This window comes from Dactylosporangium sp. CA-092794, from assembly GCF_050948465.1.
GTDB lineage: Bacteria > Actinomycetota > Actinomycetes > Mycobacteriales > Micromonosporaceae > Dactylosporangium.
Map to the genome: position 1 here is coordinate 10,636,365 of NZ_CP192044.1, position 18,594 is coordinate 10,654,958.

General features: G+C 72.9%; 15 protein-coding genes. 8 read left to right on the forward strand and 7 right to left on the reverse strand.

All coding sequences use genetic code 11. The features are described from left to right. Positions 1–18 precede the first annotated feature (18 nt). The 3 genes from ACQPXD_RS45865 to ACQPXD_RS45875 are packed head-to-tail and all read left to right on the forward strand — an operon-like array spanning position 19 to position 2,326. The gene (locus ACQPXD_RS45865) at positions 19–918 is read left to right on the forward strand and encodes a S66 peptidase family protein (RefSeq protein ID WP_432829669.1); all 900 of its coding nucleotides are present in this window, start codon (positions 19–21) and stop codon (positions 916–918) included. Between the two features lie 40 nt (positions 919–958). After that, positions 959–1,558, forward strand: a complete 600-nt coding sequence (locus ACQPXD_RS45870) for a sulfite oxidase-like oxidoreductase (protein WP_432829671.1) — start codon at positions 959–961, stop codon at positions 1,556–1,558. Between the two features lie 33 nt (positions 1,559–1,591). Beyond that, positions 1,592–2,326 carry a ferredoxin reductase gene (locus ACQPXD_RS45875; RefSeq protein WP_432829673.1) on the forward strand — a complete coding sequence of 245 codons (735 nt, stop codon included), beginning with the start codon at positions 1,592–1,594 and terminating at the stop codon, positions 2,324–2,326. Positions 2,327–2,344: 18 nt separating this feature from the next. On the opposite strand, the gene ACQPXD_RS45880 is transcribed toward ACQPXD_RS45875, so the two are convergent. Beyond that, positions 2,345–3,697, reverse strand: coding sequence for a glutamine synthetase family protein (locus ACQPXD_RS45880; protein ID WP_432829675.1), 1,353 nt, complete (start codon positions 3,695–3,697; stop codon positions 2,345–2,347). A gap of 366 nt (positions 3,698–4,063) precedes the next feature. Between ACQPXD_RS45880 and panB the strand changes: the two genes are divergently transcribed. Then, positions 4,064–4,897, forward strand: coding sequence for a 3-methyl-2-oxobutanoate hydroxymethyltransferase (panB, locus tag ACQPXD_RS45885; protein WP_432829677.1), 834 nt, complete (start codon positions 4,064–4,066; stop codon positions 4,895–4,897). Positions 4,898–5,602: 705 nt separating this feature from the next. Here panB and ACQPXD_RS45890 read toward each other — a convergent pair. The 3 genes from ACQPXD_RS45890 to ACQPXD_RS45900 are packed head-to-tail and all read right to left on the reverse strand — an operon-like array spanning position 5,603 to position 8,906. Beyond that, a complete protein-coding gene (locus ACQPXD_RS45890; protein ID WP_432829679.1) occupies positions 5,603–6,799 on the reverse strand; it encodes a cytochrome P450 in 1,197 nt (398 codons plus the stop codon). Further along, entirely contained in the window at positions 6,796–7,491 is a 696-nt protein-coding gene (gene npdG / locus ACQPXD_RS45895; protein ID WP_432829681.1) for an NADPH-dependent F420 reductase, read from the reverse strand. The genes ACQPXD_RS45890 and npdG overlap by 4 nt, the downstream gene beginning before the upstream one ends. Further along, positions 7,488–8,906: an RNB domain-containing ribonuclease gene (locus tag ACQPXD_RS45900; RefSeq protein ID WP_432829683.1), complete on the reverse strand. Its 1,419-nt coding sequence runs from the start codon at positions 8,904–8,906 to the stop codon at positions 7,488–7,490. Before ACQPXD_RS45900 ends, npdG begins: the two co-directional genes overlap by 4 nt. Before the next feature lie 1,022 nt (positions 8,907–9,928). Between ACQPXD_RS45900 and ACQPXD_RS45905 the strand changes: the two genes are divergently transcribed. Further along, positions 9,929–12,409, forward strand: a complete 2,481-nt coding sequence (locus tag ACQPXD_RS45905) for a hypothetical protein (protein WP_432829685.1) — start codon at positions 9,929–9,931, stop codon at positions 12,407–12,409. Here ACQPXD_RS45905 and ACQPXD_RS45910 read toward each other — a convergent pair. Continuing rightward, entirely contained in the window at positions 12,406–12,603 is a 198-nt protein-coding gene (locus tag ACQPXD_RS45910; protein WP_432829687.1) for a hypothetical protein, read from the reverse strand. The genes ACQPXD_RS45905 and ACQPXD_RS45910 overlap by 4 nt on opposite strands. Before the next feature lie 451 nt (positions 12,604–13,054). Here ACQPXD_RS45910 and aroA point away from each other — a divergent pair, with 451 nt between their 5' ends. Then, positions 13,055–14,338: a 3-phosphoshikimate 1-carboxyvinyltransferase gene (gene aroA, locus ACQPXD_RS45915; RefSeq protein WP_432829689.1), complete on the forward strand. Its 1,284-nt coding sequence runs from the start codon at positions 13,055–13,057 to the stop codon at positions 14,336–14,338. A gap of 21 nt (positions 14,339–14,359) precedes the next feature. On the opposite strand, the gene ACQPXD_RS45920 is transcribed toward aroA, so the two are convergent. Beyond that, entirely contained in the window at positions 14,360–15,037 is a 678-nt protein-coding gene (locus ACQPXD_RS45920; protein ID WP_432829691.1) for a fascin domain-containing protein, read from the reverse strand. 924 nt (positions 15,038–15,961) lie between these two features. Further along, positions 15,962–16,588, reverse strand: coding sequence for a bifunctional DNA primase/polymerase (locus tag ACQPXD_RS45925; protein WP_432829693.1), 627 nt, complete (start codon positions 16,586–16,588; stop codon positions 15,962–15,964). Between the two features lie 193 nt (positions 16,589–16,781). Between ACQPXD_RS45925 and ACQPXD_RS45930 the strand changes: the two genes are divergently transcribed. Together ACQPXD_RS45930 and ACQPXD_RS45935 are read left to right on the forward strand one after the other, a co-directional pair. After that, on the forward strand, positions 16,782–18,014 hold the full coding sequence (locus ACQPXD_RS45930; RefSeq protein WP_432829695.1) for a helix-turn-helix domain-containing protein: 1,233 nt from the start codon (positions 16,782–16,784) through the stop codon (positions 18,012–18,014). A 34-nt stretch (positions 18,015–18,048) separates the two neighbouring features. Further along, the gene (locus ACQPXD_RS45935) at positions 18,049–18,591 is read left to right on the forward strand and encodes a flavoprotein (RefSeq protein WP_432829697.1); all 543 of its coding nucleotides are present in this window, start codon (positions 18,049–18,051) and stop codon (positions 18,589–18,591) included. Positions 18,592–18,594: the final 3 nt, after the last annotated feature.

The window sequence follows — 18,594 nt, forward strand, 5'->3', positions numbered from 1 at the left end:
GCCCCGACAATAACGACCATGCGACCCTTGGAGCCCGGCGACATCGTCCGGCTGGTCTCGCCCTCCGGCCCGGCCGAGCCCGAGCGCGTGACGCGGGGCGTGGAGCTGCTGTCCGGCTGGGGCCTGACGGTCGAGCGGGGCGAGAGCGTCCTGGGTCGTCATGGTTTTTTCGGGGGTACCGATGATGCCCGCCTCCGCGACCTCGACGCCGCCCTGGCCGACCCCTCGGTGCGCGCCGTGGTCTGCACCCGGGGCGGCTACGGCGTGCAGCGGATCGTCGACCGGGTCCGGTTCGGCGCGCCCAAGCACATCGTCGGGTTCTCCGACATCACCGCCCTGCAGCTGGCGGCCTGGCGGTTCGGCCGGTGGCCGGCGGTGCACGGGCCGGGCGCGGCCTGGCTGGACTCCCGCCTGCCGCTGTCGTCCGAGGACTCGCTGCGCCGGGCGCTGATGACCGCGTCCCCGCTGCCGCTGCGGCGCGACCCGGCCGCCGAGACCGGCCCGGTGGTGGTCCCGGGCGGCCCGGTCGAGGGGGTGCTCCTCGGCGGCAACCTGACGATGCTCACCAGCACGATCGGCACCGCGGACATGCCGGACCTCGCGGGCGCGATCCTGCTGCTGGAGGACGTGGACGAGGCGCCCTACCGGGTCGATCGCATGCTGACGCAGCTGTCGCGCTCGTCCGGGTTGCGCGGCGTGCAGGCGGTAGCGGTCGGGCAGTTCACCAACTGCGCCGGCCGCGGGGGCGTGTCGGTCGCCGACGTGCTGCTGGAGCGGCTGGCCCCGCTGGGGGTGCCGGTGCTGGGCGGGCTGCCGGTCGGGCACGGCCCCGGCCAGGAGACGGTGGTGCTCGGCGCGCCGGCCGTGCTGGACGTCACCGCCGGGACCCTGGTGAGCCGCGCCGCTCCGGTCGCCTGACGGGTGCCCGCGGAAACACGGCCGGGGCAGGATGGGGGGCATGAGCATCATCACGCCGGGATTCGGCGGTCGCCGCCGCAAGCAGGAGCCGGACCTCCCGCCCGGCCAGTATCTCGCCCACGACTTCCCGGTGCTCTCCGCCGGGCCGACGCCCCGGGTGCGCACCGACCGGTGGGAGTTCGTCATCACCGCCGAGACGGGCGAGGAGCGGAAGTGGACGTGGGGTGAGTTCACCGCGCTGCCGTACGACGACGTGACGGTCGACATCCACTGCGTCACCAAGTGGTCGAAGCTGCACACCGGCTGGCGCGGGGTGCCGATCGACACGCTGCTGGAGGACGTCGAGACCGCCGCCGACTACGTCATGGCACACTCCTACGACGGGTACACCACCAATCTCCCCCTGGAGGACCTGCTCGACGGCAAGGCGTGGGTGGCGTACCGGTACGAGGGCGAGGCCCTGGAGGCCGAGCACGGCGGACCGGCACGCCTGCTGGTCCCGCACCTGTACTTCTGGAAGTCCGCCAAGTGGATTCACGGGCTGCGGATGATGCTGGAGGACGAGCCGGGCTTCTGGGAGGAGGCCGGCTACCACAACTACGGAGACCCATGGCGCGAGCAGCGGTACCAGGGCGACTGAGTGGTCCGGAGCGCAGCGGAGGGGCCACACAGCATGAAACACAGCTCTGAGGCCGGGCGGCCGGAGCGAGGCGGAGGGCGGCTGGCCTGGCGCAAGGCCACGCTCATCGAGGCCCGGTGGGAGACGTCGAGCGCACGGACCCTCGTGTTCGACGCGCCGGACTGGCCGGGCCACCTGCCCGGCCAGCACGTCGACGTGCGGCTGACGGCGGAGGACGGCTACACCGCCCAGCGCAGCTACTCCATCGCCTCCGCGCCGGGCCGGCTGGAGATCACGGTGCAGCGCCTGCAGGACGGCGAGGTTTCGCCGTACCTGACCGATATCTACGACATCGGCCAGCCGATCGAACTGCGCGGACCGATCGGCGGCTGGTTCGTGTGGCGGCACACCGATCCGGCCCCGGTCCAGCTGATCGCGGGCGGCTCCGGCGTCGTCCCGCTGATGGCGATGATCCGCTCGCGCGCCGAGCGCGGCGTGAAGGTACCATTTAAGCTGATATATTCGGCGAGAACGCCCGAAGACATCATTTATGCCGACGAACTGCGCCGCCGCGCCCGCGACGACGGCGGTTTGGACGTGCAGTACATCTACACGCGCGTGCGCGGCAGCCGCATCGGCGTCGCCGACGTGAACACGCACGCGTGGCCCAAGGACTTCGCGCCGAGCGTGTACATCTGCGGCCCGACCGGCTTCGTGGAGACCGTGGCCGACATCATGGTCGCGCTCGGCCACGAACCCAGGGGCATCAAGACCGAGCGCTACGGCTGACCGGGGCCGGGCGGCCGGTCACATCATCCCGAGGTAGCGCTCCCGCTCGAACGGGGTGACCACGCGGCGGTACTCCTCCCATTCGGTGCGCTTGTTCTTCAGGAAGAAGTCGAAAACGTGCTCGCCGAGGACCTCGGCGACCAGCTCGGAGCCGGCCATGACCTCGATGGCCTCGGAGAGGTTCTCCGGCAGGGCCTCGTAGCCGGCCGCGCGGCGCTCGCCGTCGGTCAGGGCCCACACGTCGTCCTCGGCGCCGGGCGGGAGCTCGTAGCCCTGCTCGATGCCGCGCAGGCCGGCGCCCAGCAGCACCGCGTAGGTCAGATACGGGTTGCAGGCCGAGTCGAGCGAGCGGACCTCGACGCGGGCCGAGTTGGGCTTGCCGTAGGCCGGGACGCGGACCAGGGCGGAGCGGTTCTTGTGCCCCCAGCAGACATACGCCGGGGACTCGGTGATGCGGTTGGGCAGGTTCTCCGGGAACAGGCGCTTGTAGGAGTTCACCCACTGGTTCGTGATGGCGGTGTACTCCCGGGCGTGCACGAGCAGGCCGGCGATGAACGCCTGGCCGACCTTCGACAGCTTCATCGGGTCGCTCGCGTCGTGGAACGCGTTGCGCTCGCCCTCGAAGAGCGACAGGTGGGTGTGCATGCCGCTGCCCGGCTGCTCGGTGAACGGCTTGGGCATGAAGGTCGCGTGCACCCCGTGCGACAGCGCGACCTCCTTGATGACGTGCCGGAACGTCATGATGTTGTCGGCCGTGGTCAGGGCGTCGGCGTAGCGCAGGTCGATCTCCTGCTGGCCGGGGGCGACCTCGTGGTGGCTGAACTCGACCGAGATGCCGATCCGCTCCAGGGCGAGCACCGCCTGGCGGCGGAAGTCGCGGGCGACGGCGTGGGTGGTGTGGTCGAAGTAGCCGCCGGTGTCGACCGGGACCGGGATCGAGCCGCCCTCGCCGAGCGACTCGAGCAGGAAGAACTCGATCTCGGGGTGGGTGTAGAAGGTGAAGCCCTTCTCGGCCGCCCTCGACAGGGCGCGGCGCAGCACGTGTCGCGGGTCGGCCCAGGACGGCGAGCCGTCGGGCAGCGTGATGTCGCAGAACATGCGGGCGCTCTCGCCGGACATGCCGCCCTCGAACGGGAACACCTGGAACGTCGTGGGGTCGGGCATGGCGACCATGTCGGACTCGTAGACCCGGGCGAAGCCCTCGATGGCGGAGCCGTCGAAGCCGATGCCCTCCTCGAAGGCCGACTCGAGCTCGGCCGGCGCGACCGAGACGCTCTTCAGCGTGCCCAGCACATCGGTGAACCACAGCCGGACGAAGCGGATGTCCCGCTCTTCGAGCGTGCGGAGCACGAACTCCTGCTGACGGTCCACGGCGATGCCCCCACGAGCTGCGATTTTCCAACGGCCAATTCGGGCAAGTCTCGCCCGACGGTATTACGCACAAGTTACCGGACCAGGACAGATGCTTCGGCACCGGAGTGAACGCTACTCGCGTGCGCGGTCCGGCTGCCCGGGCGACACTGGAGGCATGCCCCGGCCGCGACCGGCTGCCGGGCCGGTTCGCGCCGGCCGTGTGGACATCGCCCTCACCGCGGGCGGCGACCTGCGGCGATCCCCTGTGACGTACCCCTGTGAAAAACCGCATCCGATCGGGCGCATCGGGCGGTTTCGGTGCGACCATCAGGGAGTAAGCCCGGGGACCCCGAACGGGGCCTCGAGGAGTGAAGGAGGACGCTGATGTCCGAAATTCCGTCCCTGTACGGTGGCGCCACCAACCGCCGGGTGCGCACCAGGGACCTCATCGCCGCCAAGGAGCGCGGCGAGCGCTGGCCGATGCTCACGTCGTACGACCAGTACACCGCCGCCATCTTCGACCAGGCCGGCATCCCCGTCCTGCTGGTGGGCGACTCGGCCGCGAACAACGTCTACGGCTACGAGTCCACGGTCTCCGTCACCGAGGACGAACTGCTGCCCCTCGTGCGCGCCGTGGTCCGCTCGACCAGCCGCGCGCTCGTCGTGGGCGACCTGCCGTTCGGCTCCTACGAGGAGGGCCCGGCGCAGGCGTTGCGCACCGCGGTCCGCTTCATGAAGGAGGGCGGCTGTCACGCGGTGAAGCTGGAGGGCGGCCGCCGGGTCGCGCCCCAGATCGCCGCGCTGACCAGCGCCGGCATCCCCGTCATGGCGCACATCGGGTTCACGCCGCAGAGCGAGCACGCCCTCGGCGGCTTCCGCGTCCAGGGCCGCGGCGACGCCGCCGACGACGTGGTGGACGACGCGCACGCGGTCGCCGAGGCGGGCGCCTTCGCGGTGGTCCTGGAGATGGTCCCGGGCGAGGTCGCCAAGCGCATCACGCACGAGCTGCACATCCCGACCATCGGCATCGGCGCGGGCGCGGACACCGACGCGCAGGTGCTCGTGTGGCAGGACATGGCCGGGCTGCGGACGGGGCGGACGCCCCGCTTCGTGAAGCGCTACGCCGACCTGGCCGGCGTGCTGACCGAGGCCACCCGGGCCTACGCCGAGGAGGTCCGCTCCGGCGTCTTCCCGGCCCAGGAGCACACCTTCGACTGACCGTCCGCCCCGGGTATCCGCCGCCACCCGCACCGGGCCCCGCGCGGTTTCTGCCCCAAGTCCCGAAAAGTCCGGCGCAAGCGCCGGACTTTTCGGACATATCATCATTTTTCCGGTCGGATTTTGGCGGTCCCGAGGTCGAGCGTGGGTCACGTCCGCCGGCATGGCGTATGAGGCCAGCTCCTGACGGTGCCGCTTGATGCCAGGCGGAGGCCCGCAGCCGCCCCGGCCCATCCCCACCGCCGGGCCGACTGTATGTCTCCGTGATCATGCTGCCCGCGGTTGCCGCGCTATGGGTTTTTCATGATCCCGGAGACATTTGGTACACGGGTGTACATCAACACTCCGTGATCATGAAAAACCGTTGGTGTCGTGCCGGGTTGTGCATGATCGCGGAGACTTCCGGTCGCTGCGCCGTGCTTCGCGGCATGCAGCGCCCACCTGCGCGCCGGGCCGCGGGCTCTTGCTTTTCCGCCGGCCAGGCCGTCCGCCCACCACCTGACCGGCCGGGCCGTCCGCCCACCACCTGACCGGCCGGGCCGTCCGCCCACCACCTGTCCGGCCGGGGCGTCCCTGCGCCGCCCGACCGGCCGGGCCGTCCGCCCACCACCTGTCCGGCCGGGGCGTCCCCGCACCGCCCGACCGGCCGGGCCGTCCCGCGCCGCCTCATCGTCGGGGCGGCGGGGCGCGGCGCCGGGCGGAGGGCTACACGGAGACTTCGAGGGTTTGCAGGCCGCGGATGACGAAGCCGGGCTTGTAGGACGGTTCGTGGTCCAGGTGCAGCCCGGGGGCCTTCGCCAGCAGGGAGCCGAACGACGCGGTCAGCTCGATGCGGGCCAGCGGGGCGCCGAGGCAGTAGTGGATGCCCGCGCCGAAGGAGATGTGCGGGTTGTCGCGGCGGGTGACGTCGAGGTGCTCGGGGTCGGCGAAGGCGGCCGGGTCGTGGTTGGCCGAGCCGAACAGCAGGGCGACCTCGCTGCCGCGCGGGATTGGCACGCCGGCGACCTCGATGTCCTCGAGGACCCAGCGCTCGAACAACTGTAGCGGGGTGTCGAAGCGCATCAGCTCTTCGATGGCCGTACCCATCAAATCGGGATTTTCGCGAATCTTCGCGAGCTGCTCCGGATGCTGCAGCAGCGCGCGCCAGCCGTTGCCGGTGACGTTGACCGTCGCCTCGTGTCCGGCGTTGAGCAGCAGCACGCACGTGCCGATCAGCTCGTCCTCGCTGAGGCCCTCGACCGCGGCCAGGGCGCTCACGAGGTCGTCGCGCGGATCGGCCTTGCGGCGGCGGGCCAGGCCGCGCAGGTACCCGGCGAACTCCTCCGACGCGCGCACCGCGGCCTCGGCCGTCTCGCGGGACGGGTTCAGCTCGTACATCCCGCAGATCGCCGCCGACCACGGGCGCAGGTTGTGCCGGTCGGGCTCGGGGATGCCGAGCAGCTCGGCGATGACCGTCACCGGCAGCGGCTCGGCCACCTGGGAGATGAGGTCGCCGCCGCCCTCGGCCACGAACGCGTCGACCAGCTCGTCGGCGAGGCGCTGCACGACCGGGCGGAGCGCCTCGACCCGGCGCGGGGTGAACGCCTGCGAGACGAGCCGGCGCAGGCGGGTGTGGTCGGGCGGCTCGCGGTCGAGCATGCCGTTGTTGTTGAGCGTCCAGAACGGCTCCTGGTACTCCGGCGGTGCGCTGCGGCCCATCTCCTCGTGCGTCGTCACGTGCAGGTAGCTGCGGCCCAGCCGGCGGTCCCGCAGCAGCGCGTTGACGTCCTCGTGGCGGGAGATGACATACTGCCGGCTTTTGGAGTACCACAGCACCGGCGACTCCTCGCGCAACCGCGCGTAAGCCGGATAGGGCGCGGCGACGAACTCCGGCGACCACGGGTCGAATACGTCGTCGCTCACAGGTCGGTCACCCGGATGCCGGCGTGTGCCTTGTACCGCCGATTCATGGCGATGAGGTTGGCGGTGAGCGCCTCCACCTGACCGGCGTTGCGCAGCCGCCCGGCGAACACGCCCCGCATCCCGCTGATCCGCCCGGCCAGCGCCTGCACCTGCTCGGCCGCCTCCCGGTCGTCGCTGAGCACGAGCACGTCGAGGTCCATCGCCTCGACCTCCGGGTCGGCCAGCAGCACGGCGCTGACGTGGTGGAACGCCGCGCAGACCCGCGCCTCGGGCAGCAGCGTGGCGGCCTGCTCGGCGGCGCTGCCCTCCTCGACACGCAGCGGATACGGCCCCTGCTTGTCGAAGCCGAGCGGGTTGACGCAGTCCACCACGATCTTGCCGTCGGTCAGCAGCGGGGCCAGCTCGGAGACGATGCCCGCGTGGCCCTCCCACGGCACCGCGACGATGACGATGTCGGCCGCCGCCGCGAACGCGTTGTCGCCGCCGTCCACCACGCCGGGCTCGACGCCGGGCATCTCGCGCAACTCCTGCGCCGCGTGCTGACCGCGCTCCATCGAGCGGGACCCGACAAGGACCCGCTGCCCCGCGCGGGCGAAACGGTAGGCGAGGCCGCGGCCCTGGGGGCCGGTGCCGCCGATGATGCCGACGGACAGGCCCGACACGTCGGGCAGAACGCTCTGGTCGTAGGTCATGCCTCCAGTTGTACCTCCTGGAAGACCACCTTCCGCTTGGCCGGGTCGGCTTCGGTGAGCCGCACCGCAATGCGCTCACCCAGCGGCAGCCGCTCACCCTCGCAGCGCGCCCGCACGGGCGGCTCGTCCAGCGCGATGTCGGCGCGGTGCTTGGCCGGGTCCACGTCGACCACGGCCGCCTCGAACGTCTCGCCGACCCGCCCCTGCAGCAGCACCGCCTCGACGAGGTCCACCGCGCCCCGCTCGGCCGCCCCGGCGACCCGGTCGGTCCGCGTCATCACGTCGGGCAGCTTCAGCAGCGCCTCCCGCGCCCAGGCGGGCACCGTGGCGCCCGCGTGGAGGGCGAGGCAGACCTCGGTGACGTACCGGTCGGCCAGGCGCCGCAGCGGGGCCGTCACGTGGGCATACGGCGCCGCGACGGCGGCGTGGAGGGGCTGCGCCGGAGGCGGCCCGTCGAACGCGGTGTAGCCGGCCCCGCGCATCATCTCGGCGGCCTGGTCGATGAACGCCGCCGCCCGTGGCTGAGCGGGGTCAAGGCCGGCAATCACTTGCCCGGGCGTCGCGTCTTGCGGCCACGGTACCCCCAAAGCTCGCGCGGCCAGCCGAAGCGCCTCAACGGCCTCGGCCGGCGCCGGCGGCATGGTCCGCAGCAGCCCGACCCCGCCGTCGAGCATGATGCGCGCCGCCGCCATCCCGGTGAGGAGCGAGATTTGCGCGTTGTACTCCTCCACCGGCACCGGCGCCCGCAGGGTGAGCCGCCACCCGTCCCCGTCGGGCTCGATCTCCTGCTCCGGCATCGGCAGGTCCACCGCCCCCCGCTCCAGCCCCCGCGCGACGAGCAGCTTGCCGACCTCCGGCAGCAGCCCCACCGACGGATGGAGCCGCCCCGCGTCGGCGTCGCGCTGCACGCCCGCGTAGTCGAGCTTCGCCCGGCTGCGCACCAGCGCCCGCGCGACGTCCACCCCCACACTCGCCCCGCCGTCGTCGAGGTCGATCGTCCACAGCACCGCCGGCCGCACTTCACCCGGCAGCAGGCTGGCCGCCCCTTCGCTCAGCACGGGCGGGTGCAGCGGCACCTTGCCGTCGGGCAGGTACACGGTCTGCCCCCGCGCCCACGTCTCCCGCTCCAGCGCCCCACCCGGCGCCACGAACGCCGCGACGTCGGCGATGGCGTAATACACGCGGTACCCGCCGTCGCGCCGCCGCAGCAGCACCGCCTGATCGAGATCCTTGGAGGTGGGCGGGTCGATGGTGACGAACTCGAGCTCCGTCCGATCGACCCGATCCCCGAACCCTCGCCCGGCCGCCTCCTCAGCCTCCCGCGCGGCGTCCCCGGAGAACCTTTCGGGCAGTTCGAGCTCGCGGCGCAGCGCACTGAAGTCGATACGCGGCGCAAGAACACGGCGTGCGGTCACGGCTCAGTCATACCAGCCCGCTTCACCCTCCGGCTCACACGAACGGCCCCACCCCCACCCACACCGGCTCCCTCCCCACGGCGCACGGACCCGCCCACGAGCCCACGCGCGGGGGCGCGGGGGCGCGGGCGCGGGCGCGGGGGCGCGGGGGCGCGGAGGCGCGGGGGCGCGGGGGCGCGGGGGCGCGGAGGCGCGGAGGCGCGGAGGCGCGGAGGCGCGGAGGCGCGGAGGCGCGGAGGCGCGGAGGCGCGGAGGCGCGGAGGCGCGGAGGCGCGGAGGCGCGGAGGCGCGGAGGCGCGGAGGCGCGGAGGCGCGGAGGCGCGGAGGCGCGGAGGCGCGGAGGCGCGGAGGCGCGGAGGCGCGGAGGCGCGGAGGCGCGGAGGCGCGGAGGCGCGGAGGCACATGCAAAGCGCGAGGGCGCAGCGCACGGACTCGCCCGCGAAGCCGCGCGCGGGCGCGGAGACGGGGCCGCGCGCGGACACGGGGGCGGGGCCGCGCGGAGGCGGAAGCGCAGCGGAGCGACCAGAAGTCTCCGCGATCATGCCGAACTGGCGCCGACACCAACGGTTTTTCATGATCACGGAGCGCTGATGTACCCCCGTGTACCAAAAGTCTCCGGGATCATGGCAAACCCATGAAACGGCCACGACCGACATCATGATCACGGAGACATACGTCCGCCCCGGCCACGCCGATCGGACGTTTGCCCGACGGGCGAGACATCCGCAACGAAAGAGCTGCCGCACCGCCCAGGGGCGGCGGGGCGCGCGGAGGCGCAGGGGCGCGGGGCGCGGGCCCACACGCGGAGGCGCGCCGCGGAATCGCGGGCGCACCACGCACGGAGGCGGCGCGCGGCTGGGGCCAATGAGGCGAAAGTCGGGGCGGAGCCGGCCAAGGCGGGGCCGAGGCGAAGCGGGACCGAGCCGACGCGAGGCCAGGGCGAGGCGGGCGAGCACGGGCACGGGCACGGCACGGGCGGGGCGGGGCGGGTGGGGCGGGTGGGGGTGGAAAGGGGACGGCCGGTGCGCCGCTGGGGCGTACCGGCCGTCTGGGGTCGTGCGGCGTGTTACGGGCGGGCGAGGCTGGCCCAGTCCTCCTGGGTCATGTTCGCCGCCTCTTCCGGGTTGTTGCCGTTCTCGCGGCCGGGGATGGGCTCCTCGGCCGCGCCCGACGTAGCCGCCGATGCCGTGTCCTCGGTGGCGGTCTCCGAACCGGTGTCCAGGCCGCCCTCGGAGACGGCGGCCGGGGTCGTGGCCGGCTCGGCCGGGGTCGAGGTGGTCAGCGGCTCCGGGGTCTCGGCGGGAGCGGTCTCGGCGGCGGGCGGCGGCGTGGTGGTGCTGGTGGCCTTGCGGGCCGGCGCCTTGCGAGGCGTCGTCGTCTTGGCCGGGGTCGCCGTCTTGGCCGGGGTGGCCGTCTTGGCCGGGGTCGCCGTCTTCCTCGCGGCGGTCTTGGCCGGGGCGGACTTCGCCGCGGCCGTGGCCTTCGTGCCGGTCGTCTTCGTCGCGGCGGTCTTGGCCGGGGTCGCGGTCTTCGTCGCCTTGGCCGGGGCGGCCTTGGCCGTGGTCGACTTCGCGGCCGCCCTGGTGGTCGTCGACTTCGCCGGCGTGGACTTCGCCGCGGCCTTGGTCGCCGTCTTCGCCGGCGTTGCCTTGGCGGTGGTCGCCTTGGTCGCGGTGGACTTCGCCGCCGCGGCCTTGGTGCCGGTCGTCTTCGTCGCGGCGGTCTTGGCCGGGGTGGCCTTGGTGGCCGCCTTGGCCGGGGCCGCCTTCGACGCGGCCGTCTTCTTCGCCGCCGCCGACTTCGCGGCGGTCGACTTGGCCGGGGCCGCCTTCGTCGCGGTCGCCTTGGTCGCCGACTTGGCCGGGGCCGCCTTGGTCGCCGTCGACTTCGCGGCGGACTTGGCCGGCGTCGACTTCGCGGCGGCCTTCGTCGCGGTCTTCGCTGGGGCCTTGGTGGCCTTCGCCGTCGACTTGGCCGGGGTGGCCTTGGTGGCCGCCTTGGCCGGGGCCGCCTTCGACGCCGCGGTCTTCTTCGCCGCCGCCGACTTCGCGGCGGTCGACTTGGCCGGCGCCGCCTTCGTCGCGGTCGCCTTGGTCGCCGACTTGGCCGGGGCCGCCTTGGCCGCGGTCGTCTTCTTCGCGGCCGCCGCCTTGGTCGCCGTCTTGGCCGGAGTGGCCTTGGCCGTGGCGGTCTTCTTGGCCGCCGTGGACTTCGCCGCGGTCGCCTTGGTCGCCGCCTTCGCCGCCTTCGCCGGCGTCGCCTTGGCGGTCGTGGTCTTCTTCGCCGCCGTGGACTTCGCCGCCGTGGCCTTGGTCGCCGCCTTCGCCGGGGCCGCCTTCGACGCCGCGGTCTTCTTCGCCGGGGTCGCCTTGGCCGTCGTCGTCTTCTTCGCCGGCGCCGACTTCGCCGCGGTGGCGGTCGTCTTCGTGGCGGTCGTCTTCTTGGCCGCCGCGGCCGTCGCCTTCGTCGTGCTCTTCGCCGGCGCCGCCTTCTTCGTCGCGGTGCTCTTGGTGGCGGCCGTGGTCTTCTTGGCCGCCGGAGCCGCCGCCTTCGACGCCGCCGTCGTCTTCCGCGCCGGCGGGGTGGCGGCCTTCGACGCCGTCGTCTTCCGCGCCGCCGGAGCCGCCGCCGTCGTCTTCCGGGCCGCCTGGGTGGTGGCCTTCGACGCCGGAGCCGTCGCCGCGGTCGTCTTCCTGGCGGAAGCGGCCACGGTCGCCTTCGACGCCGCGGGGCGGGTCGCCTTCGCGGTCGTCGTCGACTTGGTGGCCGGGGTGGCGGTCTTGGTCGCCGCCGCCTTCCGCGCCGCCGGGGTCGCCGCCCCAGTCGACGTCGCCGCCGCCTTCCGCGCCGCCGGAGCCGCCGCCCCGGTCGACGTCGCCGACCGCTTGCGCGCGGCCGGGGTCGCCGTCGTGGACGTCGCCGTGGTGGACGCCTTCGGCGTCGTCGTCGTGGCCTTCGACGCGGTCGTGGACGCCTTCGACGTGGAAGCCGCCGGGGCGGTCTTCGCCGAAGCCTTCGACGTCGACGACGTCGACGCCTTCGCACCGGAAGCCGCCGGGGTGGCGGTCTTCGCGGACGCCTTCCGCGCGGTCGAGGCGGCCGGGGTGGCCGTCCTGCCGGCGGTGGCCTTGCGGGCCGGCGTGGTGGATGCAGCGGCCGACGCGCTGCGCGCGGTGGTCGGGGTCTCGGCCGGAGTCTCGGCCGGGGCCGAGGTCACCGCCGCCGTGGCCGTCCGACGCGGCGAGCTTGCCGCTACCGTCTTGCGCGCCCTGGCGGGGGCCGACTCGGTCGTCGCGGGGGCCGAAGCCGCCGCGGTCGTCGCGGCCGCGCGCGCTGCGGCCGATCTCGTGGTGGCCTTCTTAGCTGCGGCCATCGTGGTCCTCCTGGAGGAGTTCTCCCGCTTCCTGCGGGAGGTTCGCGGTTGGGTTGTGCGGGTGGAACGGGTCTTCCTGGCCGGGGCCCCGGGCGGTTCGCGGTCGCCCTGTGCTCCGGCGTCGTGCTAGCGCTTGCCTTCCCACCGTTCGTCCTCGGCGTCCCACGCGTCGTTGCGTTCGCGGACTTTGGCGAGGGCCTGCTCGGCTTCTGCCGCCGAATCATAAGGGCCGAGACGATCCCTGCCCGGGCACATGTTGGCCTCGGACTCGACCCGCTGGTGAGAAAGGCACCAGTAGTACCGCTCAGCACCGCTGCTGCTCATGACATCACTGTGCACCGCAAATGAAACACGCGCCACCGAAACCGGCAAATAGCTGGTTCAGATTCCACAGTAGACGCAATCGGCCGACACCGGTCGCAGACACGCGCAAGGTCGCGAACGGCCGCCCGGACAGGTCCACTCAGACGGCCGGATCTCTTGTGCCGCAACGCTTCCGCCGCCGAGGGTGGCCCGTGAATTCCCACCCTGGGCCGTGAATTGGGACCGCCGCCTGTGGTCACCATCACCCGCGGGTGAGCCGAACGGAGGAAACACAATCGAGTCGTCCGGTCGATGCTCCCGCGCTCGTTCGAGATCGAACGAAGAGCGTCCACGGTGGACACCATCGGCGCCGGCGGCCGCCGGACGCCGGCTTCAAAACCTCGCAAGCCCGGCCGCGGGCAGGCCGGGGCCCGAGCGTCGTGAGGCGTACCGGCTGCGGGACAATCGAGTTGTGAGCCTTCATGCCGATGACCTGCCCGACGTCCTCGCCGTCACGCCGCTGACCTCGCCGCCGGACGTGGCGCTGCGCCCGCCCGGCTCGAAGAGCATCACCAACCGCGCGCTGATCTGCGCGGCGCTCGCGCCCGGGCGCAGCACGCTGACCGGGGTGCTGTTCGCCGACGACACGCGCGCGATGCTCGACGCCGTCCGGGCGCTGGGCGCGAACCTCACCCTCGACGAGGCCGCGCGGACGGTCGTCGTCGACGGCGTCGACCCGCGCACCGCCAGCGGCGAGATCCGCATCGACGCCCGCCAGTCCGGCACCACGTCGCGGTTCATCCTGCCGGCGGCGGCCCTGCGCCCGGCCCGCGGCGTCGTCGACGGCACGCCGCAGCTGCGCGCCCGGCCGTTCGCCGCGCTCGTCGTGGCCCTGCGCGAGCTCGGCGCGACGGTGGAGGACCTCGGCGAGGCCGGGTACCTCCCGGTCGCCGTCACCGGGCCGGTCGCCGGCGGCAAGGTCGCGCTGCCCGGGCACATCTCCAGTCAGTACCTCTCCGGTCTGCTCATGGCCGGGCCGCTGATGGCGGAAGGGCTGACCGTCGAGCTCACCTCGCCGCTGGTATCGGTGCCGTACGTCGAGGCGACCGCCGCCGTCATGGCCGCCTTCGGAGTGCCGGTCGAGGGCCTCACGGTGCAGCCCGGTGCGTACCGGCCGACCGACTTCGACATCGAGCCCGACGCGAGCGCCGCCTCGTACCTGCTGGCGGCGGCGGCCGTCGCCGGCGGGCGGGTCACCGTGGAGGGGCTGGGCACCCGCAGCCTGCAGGGCGACGTGCGCTTCGCGGATCTGCTGGAGCGGATGGGCGCGCGGGTGGAACGGTCCGCGGATCGCATCACGGTCACCGGTACCGGCGAACTCCACGGCATCGACGTCGACATGGCCGACATCTCCGACACCGCGCAGACCCTGGCCATGGTCGCGGTCTTCGCCGACTCCCCCACCAGCGTGCGCGGCATCGGCTTCATCCGCGGCAAGGAGACCGACCGCATCGGCGCGGTCGTGACGGAGCTGCGCCGGGCCGGCATCGAGGCGGAGGAGGACGAGGACGGCTTCACGATCCACCCGGGCCCGCCGCAGCCGACCGCGTTCGACACCTACGAGGACCACCGCATGGCGATGAGCCTGGCGCTGCTGGGCCTGCGGGCGCCGGGCATCGAGATCCGCGACCCGCGCTGCGTGGCGAAGACCTACCCGACGTACTTCGCCGACCTGGCCCGCCTGGCCGGCGCGTGACCCACCCGGGCCCGGCGCCGTTCAGACCGCGTCGAAGCGCAGCGCCTCCCAGCTGCCGGGGGCGGCGCCGGTGCCCTTCATCATCTGGTACGACGGGCCGGTGTAGTCGACGCGGCAGGTGAAGTACGTCCCCTCGCCGACGTTGCGCAGGTAGTAGCGCCCGTTGTCGCTCCACACGTCGAACGTCTCCCACACGTCGACCCACTCGCCGCGCCCGCGCAGCATGCCCCAGTTCGCGCCGGTGTAGCCGTACTCGGCGGTGACGAGGTACCCGGACGCCGCGGTCAGGTAGACGGTGTGCCCGTCGTCGTTGGAGCACAGGTCGAACTCCTCCCAGGCGCCCAGCTGCCCGGCCACGGTCCGGGCGCGCAGCATGTTCTGCTCGGCCCCGGTGTAGCCCTGCTCCTCGGCGATGTAGCGCCCGGCGACGTAGCTCCAGATGTGGTAGCGCCGGCAGTAGTACAGCCCCGGCACCGTGGTCGGCGCGAGCGCCAGCTCCGCATCCCCCGGCGCCGTCGCGGGCGTGGCCCCGGTCATGTCGATGCGATCGGCCCGCAGCCCACCGGCGCCGGCGCTGGCGACGACCGGCCCGGCCTTCCCCGCCCGGTCGCCCTCCCCGGCCCGCGCGATGGCGATCGGCGCGACGACGAGCGCCGCCACGACGGCCCCCAGCACCACCACGAGCCCCTTGCGTGCCACCGCGCCGCTCCACCTTCCGCCCGGGCGCGGCGCCCGCCGCCGCACACCGCCGGAAATGCTCGACTCCCCATCGAAACCGGTCAAGACGGCAAAGCCGATCTTAACCTTCCCTTGAGCACCCGCTTCACCGCAAAAGCGACGGGCAATGTTCCGCATTTTTTGACTCCGGTCCGTGCAACGCACGACCGTTCCTCCCGTGAGACACCGGGCCGGGGCCCAGCATTCGCTGGCCCTGGCCCTGCCAGGTCCGCGGCGCCAGGAGCCCGCGACCTCCGCACCGCTCGCGCCGGGTTGGCAGGCGTGATCGCGAGGGGGCGTGTATTCACGGCGGCCCGCGCAAAGCGGCGGCGGGAGGGCCGGCACGACGCCGGCCGCGGCACGGCCCCGGGGCACGGCCGGCGTCGCGCCTGGCCGGGTTCGCGCGAAGCGCGGCTGAAAGTCTCCGTGATCATGATGGCCGCGGTGGCCGCACACCGGATTTGCCATGATCCCGGAACCTTTCGGTACACAGGGGTACATCACCACTCCGCGATCATGAAAAACCGTTGGTGCCGGTGCCAGTTGCGCATGATCACGGAGACTTCTGGTCGCTGCGCCGTGCAGCGGCCGGCGGTGCCGGTTCCCGGGTGACGCGGGCCGGGTGCCGGGGCGCGGGCGGCGGTTTCGGGGCCGGTCGGAGACATAAATGCTGGGCGAACCGGAATCAAGGGGCCTAACGGTCCGCCCGAGTTCGGTCGATCCGGTTGAAGATGATCAATTGAGTAGATCAATACTCAACGAAGGGTAAGTATTTGCGCGACCCTTGAGTACATCGTTTGGATTACAAGGGTCGACCTAGGGCTACACGACAGCTACCTTGGGCACCGGCATGAATTCTGCACGTGAATCTTTCCGTGAGAGAGCCAGCCTGTGGAGATCTCGACGCTACGCCGCGGTGCGCCAGGTGGTGCGCCTACCCGCCGTCGCCAGCGGGCCTGCCCCGATGGCGTCGAGCATGAGCGCCTGCACGGCGTAGGGCTCGGCGGGGCGCCACGCGTGGACCTCCGGGGCGAGTTCCCACCGTACCCGCCCGCCGAACTGCGGGCTCGGTGGCGCCGGGATCCACGAGTCCTGCCCGTGCAGGATGACCCCGGGGTGCGCGGCCAGCTCCGGCAGCACCCCGTGCCCGGGCAGCACCAGGAACATCCAGCGGTCGCCGGGCGCCACCGCCACCGGGCCTCGGGCGGCCACGAAGCCGTCGCCGAGCAGCGCGGCGCGGCCCAGCGCGGCGGGCACCTCCAGGGCGTCGAAGGCGTAGCCGGTGGGCAGCAGCACCGAGTACGGGTGCTCGCGCCACAGCCCGGCCGCCGCGTCCGGGTCGAAGGCGACGGGGAGCGCCGTCGGGTGGCAGGCGACCGTGCGGCAGCCGGGCGTACCGCAGTCGAAGCGGCGCTCCCGGGAGTGCCGGCCCGCGCGGCGGCCGGCCAGGAAGGCGCCGGGGCGGACGGGCCAGCCGTGCGCGGCGTACCGGACGGCGGCGCGGCGCAGCCGCAATCGTTCCCACGAGAGCATGACCGTCTCCTGCCAGGCGAGATCACTCGAAAGTGCGCAGAGGACCACGTCGCGTCACCGGACTCTGTGTGCGTCGTTGACCATCGCGACGGGGGCTGCAACTTGCACATCGGAACGTATGAGCAGGCGACCGGGGCGTACCGCACAAATCGTGCGATATCTACCGGCCGGGTGACCTCCGGAGGTGAGCGACGTGGATGAGTTGCCCATCGGCCGTCGGGTGGCCTATTGGCGGAACCGGCGCAAGATGTCCCAGCAGGTCTTCGCCGACCGGCTGGGTAAGTCCAAGAGCTGGGTCGACAAGGTCGAGCGCGGCGTGCGGCGGCTGGACAAGTTCTCGGTGGTGTACGAGATCGCCGACGTGCTCCAGCTCGACGTGCAGATCCTGCTCGGCCGCGACCCCGAGCGCCGGGCGGACAGCGCCAACTGCGTCGACCAGATCGAGGTCGAGGAGATCCGGGCGGCGCTGGAGCGCTACGACCAGATCAGCGCGTTCTTCTACGCCCCGCCCGAGCCCCCGGCGCTGCCGGAGATGCGCAAGGCGATCACCCACGCCTGGATGAGCTACCAGCACGCGAAGTACGGCATGCTCACCCGCACCCTGCCCCGCCTGCTGCGCGAGGCCCAGGCCGCCGACACCGCCTACAGCGGCGGCCCGCAGGCCAGGGAGGCCGCGCACCTGCTCGGGCAGGTGTACCAGATCGCCTCCTCGGCCCTGCGCAAGGTGGGCGAGCACGAGCTGTCCTGGCTCGCCGCGGACCGCTCGATCGCGGTGTCCCAGCGCGCCGACGACCAGCTGCTCGCCGGCACCGCCACCACCCGGGTCGCGCTCGCGCTGCTGTCGCTGGGCCGGTCCCGCGCCGCGCTGGAGATCAACGTCAACATCGCCAACCGGCTCGCCCCCGGTACCGACGGCAACGACTGCGCGCCCGAGCGCCTCTCCGTCTACGGGCAGCTGCTGCTGCAGGGCGCCATGGCCGCCGCCCGCATCGGCGACAACGCGACCGTGCGCGACCTGCTCGACGGCGCCGAGGAGGCGGCCCGCGGCCTGGAGGGCGACGCCAACTTCTACTGGACCTGCTTCGGGCCGACGAACGTCGCGCTGCACAAGGCCGCCGCGTTCGTGGAGCTGGGCGAGGGCCGGGCGGCGGTGGAGGTACACGACAAACTCGATCCGGACGGCTTCAACGCCCTGCTGCCGGAGCGCCGCGCGCACCACTTCCTCGACCAGGCCCGGGCGCAGGCCCTCATCGGCGACATCGACCAGGCCAGCGAGATGCTCCTGGAGGGCGACCGGCTGGCGCCCTCGGAGATCCGCTGCCGGCCGCTGGCCCGGGAGGTGCTCAGCGACGTGCTGCGGCGCACCCGGGGCGCCCCGTCGGCCCCGGTGGCGGAACTCGCCGAACACATGAGCGTCGGAGTTTGACACCCGGCTTTGATCCGCAGTGCACAATGCCGCCATGTCCGGATCCGTCCTTTACGCCATCGTGTGCGGCTCACCGGCCGCCCAGGGCGTTGGCACGCTGGTCTCGCTCGCCCAGGAGCGGGGCTGGGACGTCTGCGTGGTCGCCACGCCCGACGCCCTCAAGTGGCTGCACGTCCCCGCGCTCGCCCGGCAGACGGGCCATCCGGTACGACACCGGTACAAGCACCCCGGCGACCCGGACGTGCTGCCCGGGGCCGACGCGATGATCGTCGCCCCGGCGACCGTCAACACCGTGAACAAGTGGTCGGCCGGCATCGCCGACACGCTGGCGCTCGGGCTCCTCGTGGAGGGGATCGGCCTGGACCTGCCGATCGTGGCCGTGCCCTACACCAACCGGGCGATGGCCGCCCACCCCGCCTTCGCCGAGTCGATCGAGCGGCTGCGCTCCTGGGGCGTCACCGTGCTCTACGGCGACGACGTCATCCAGCTGCACCGGCCGGGGGTGGGCGAGAACCGCACCGACTTCCCGTGGCACCTGCCCCTGGAGGCGCTGGAGCGGCAACTCTCGAGGGACTAACGT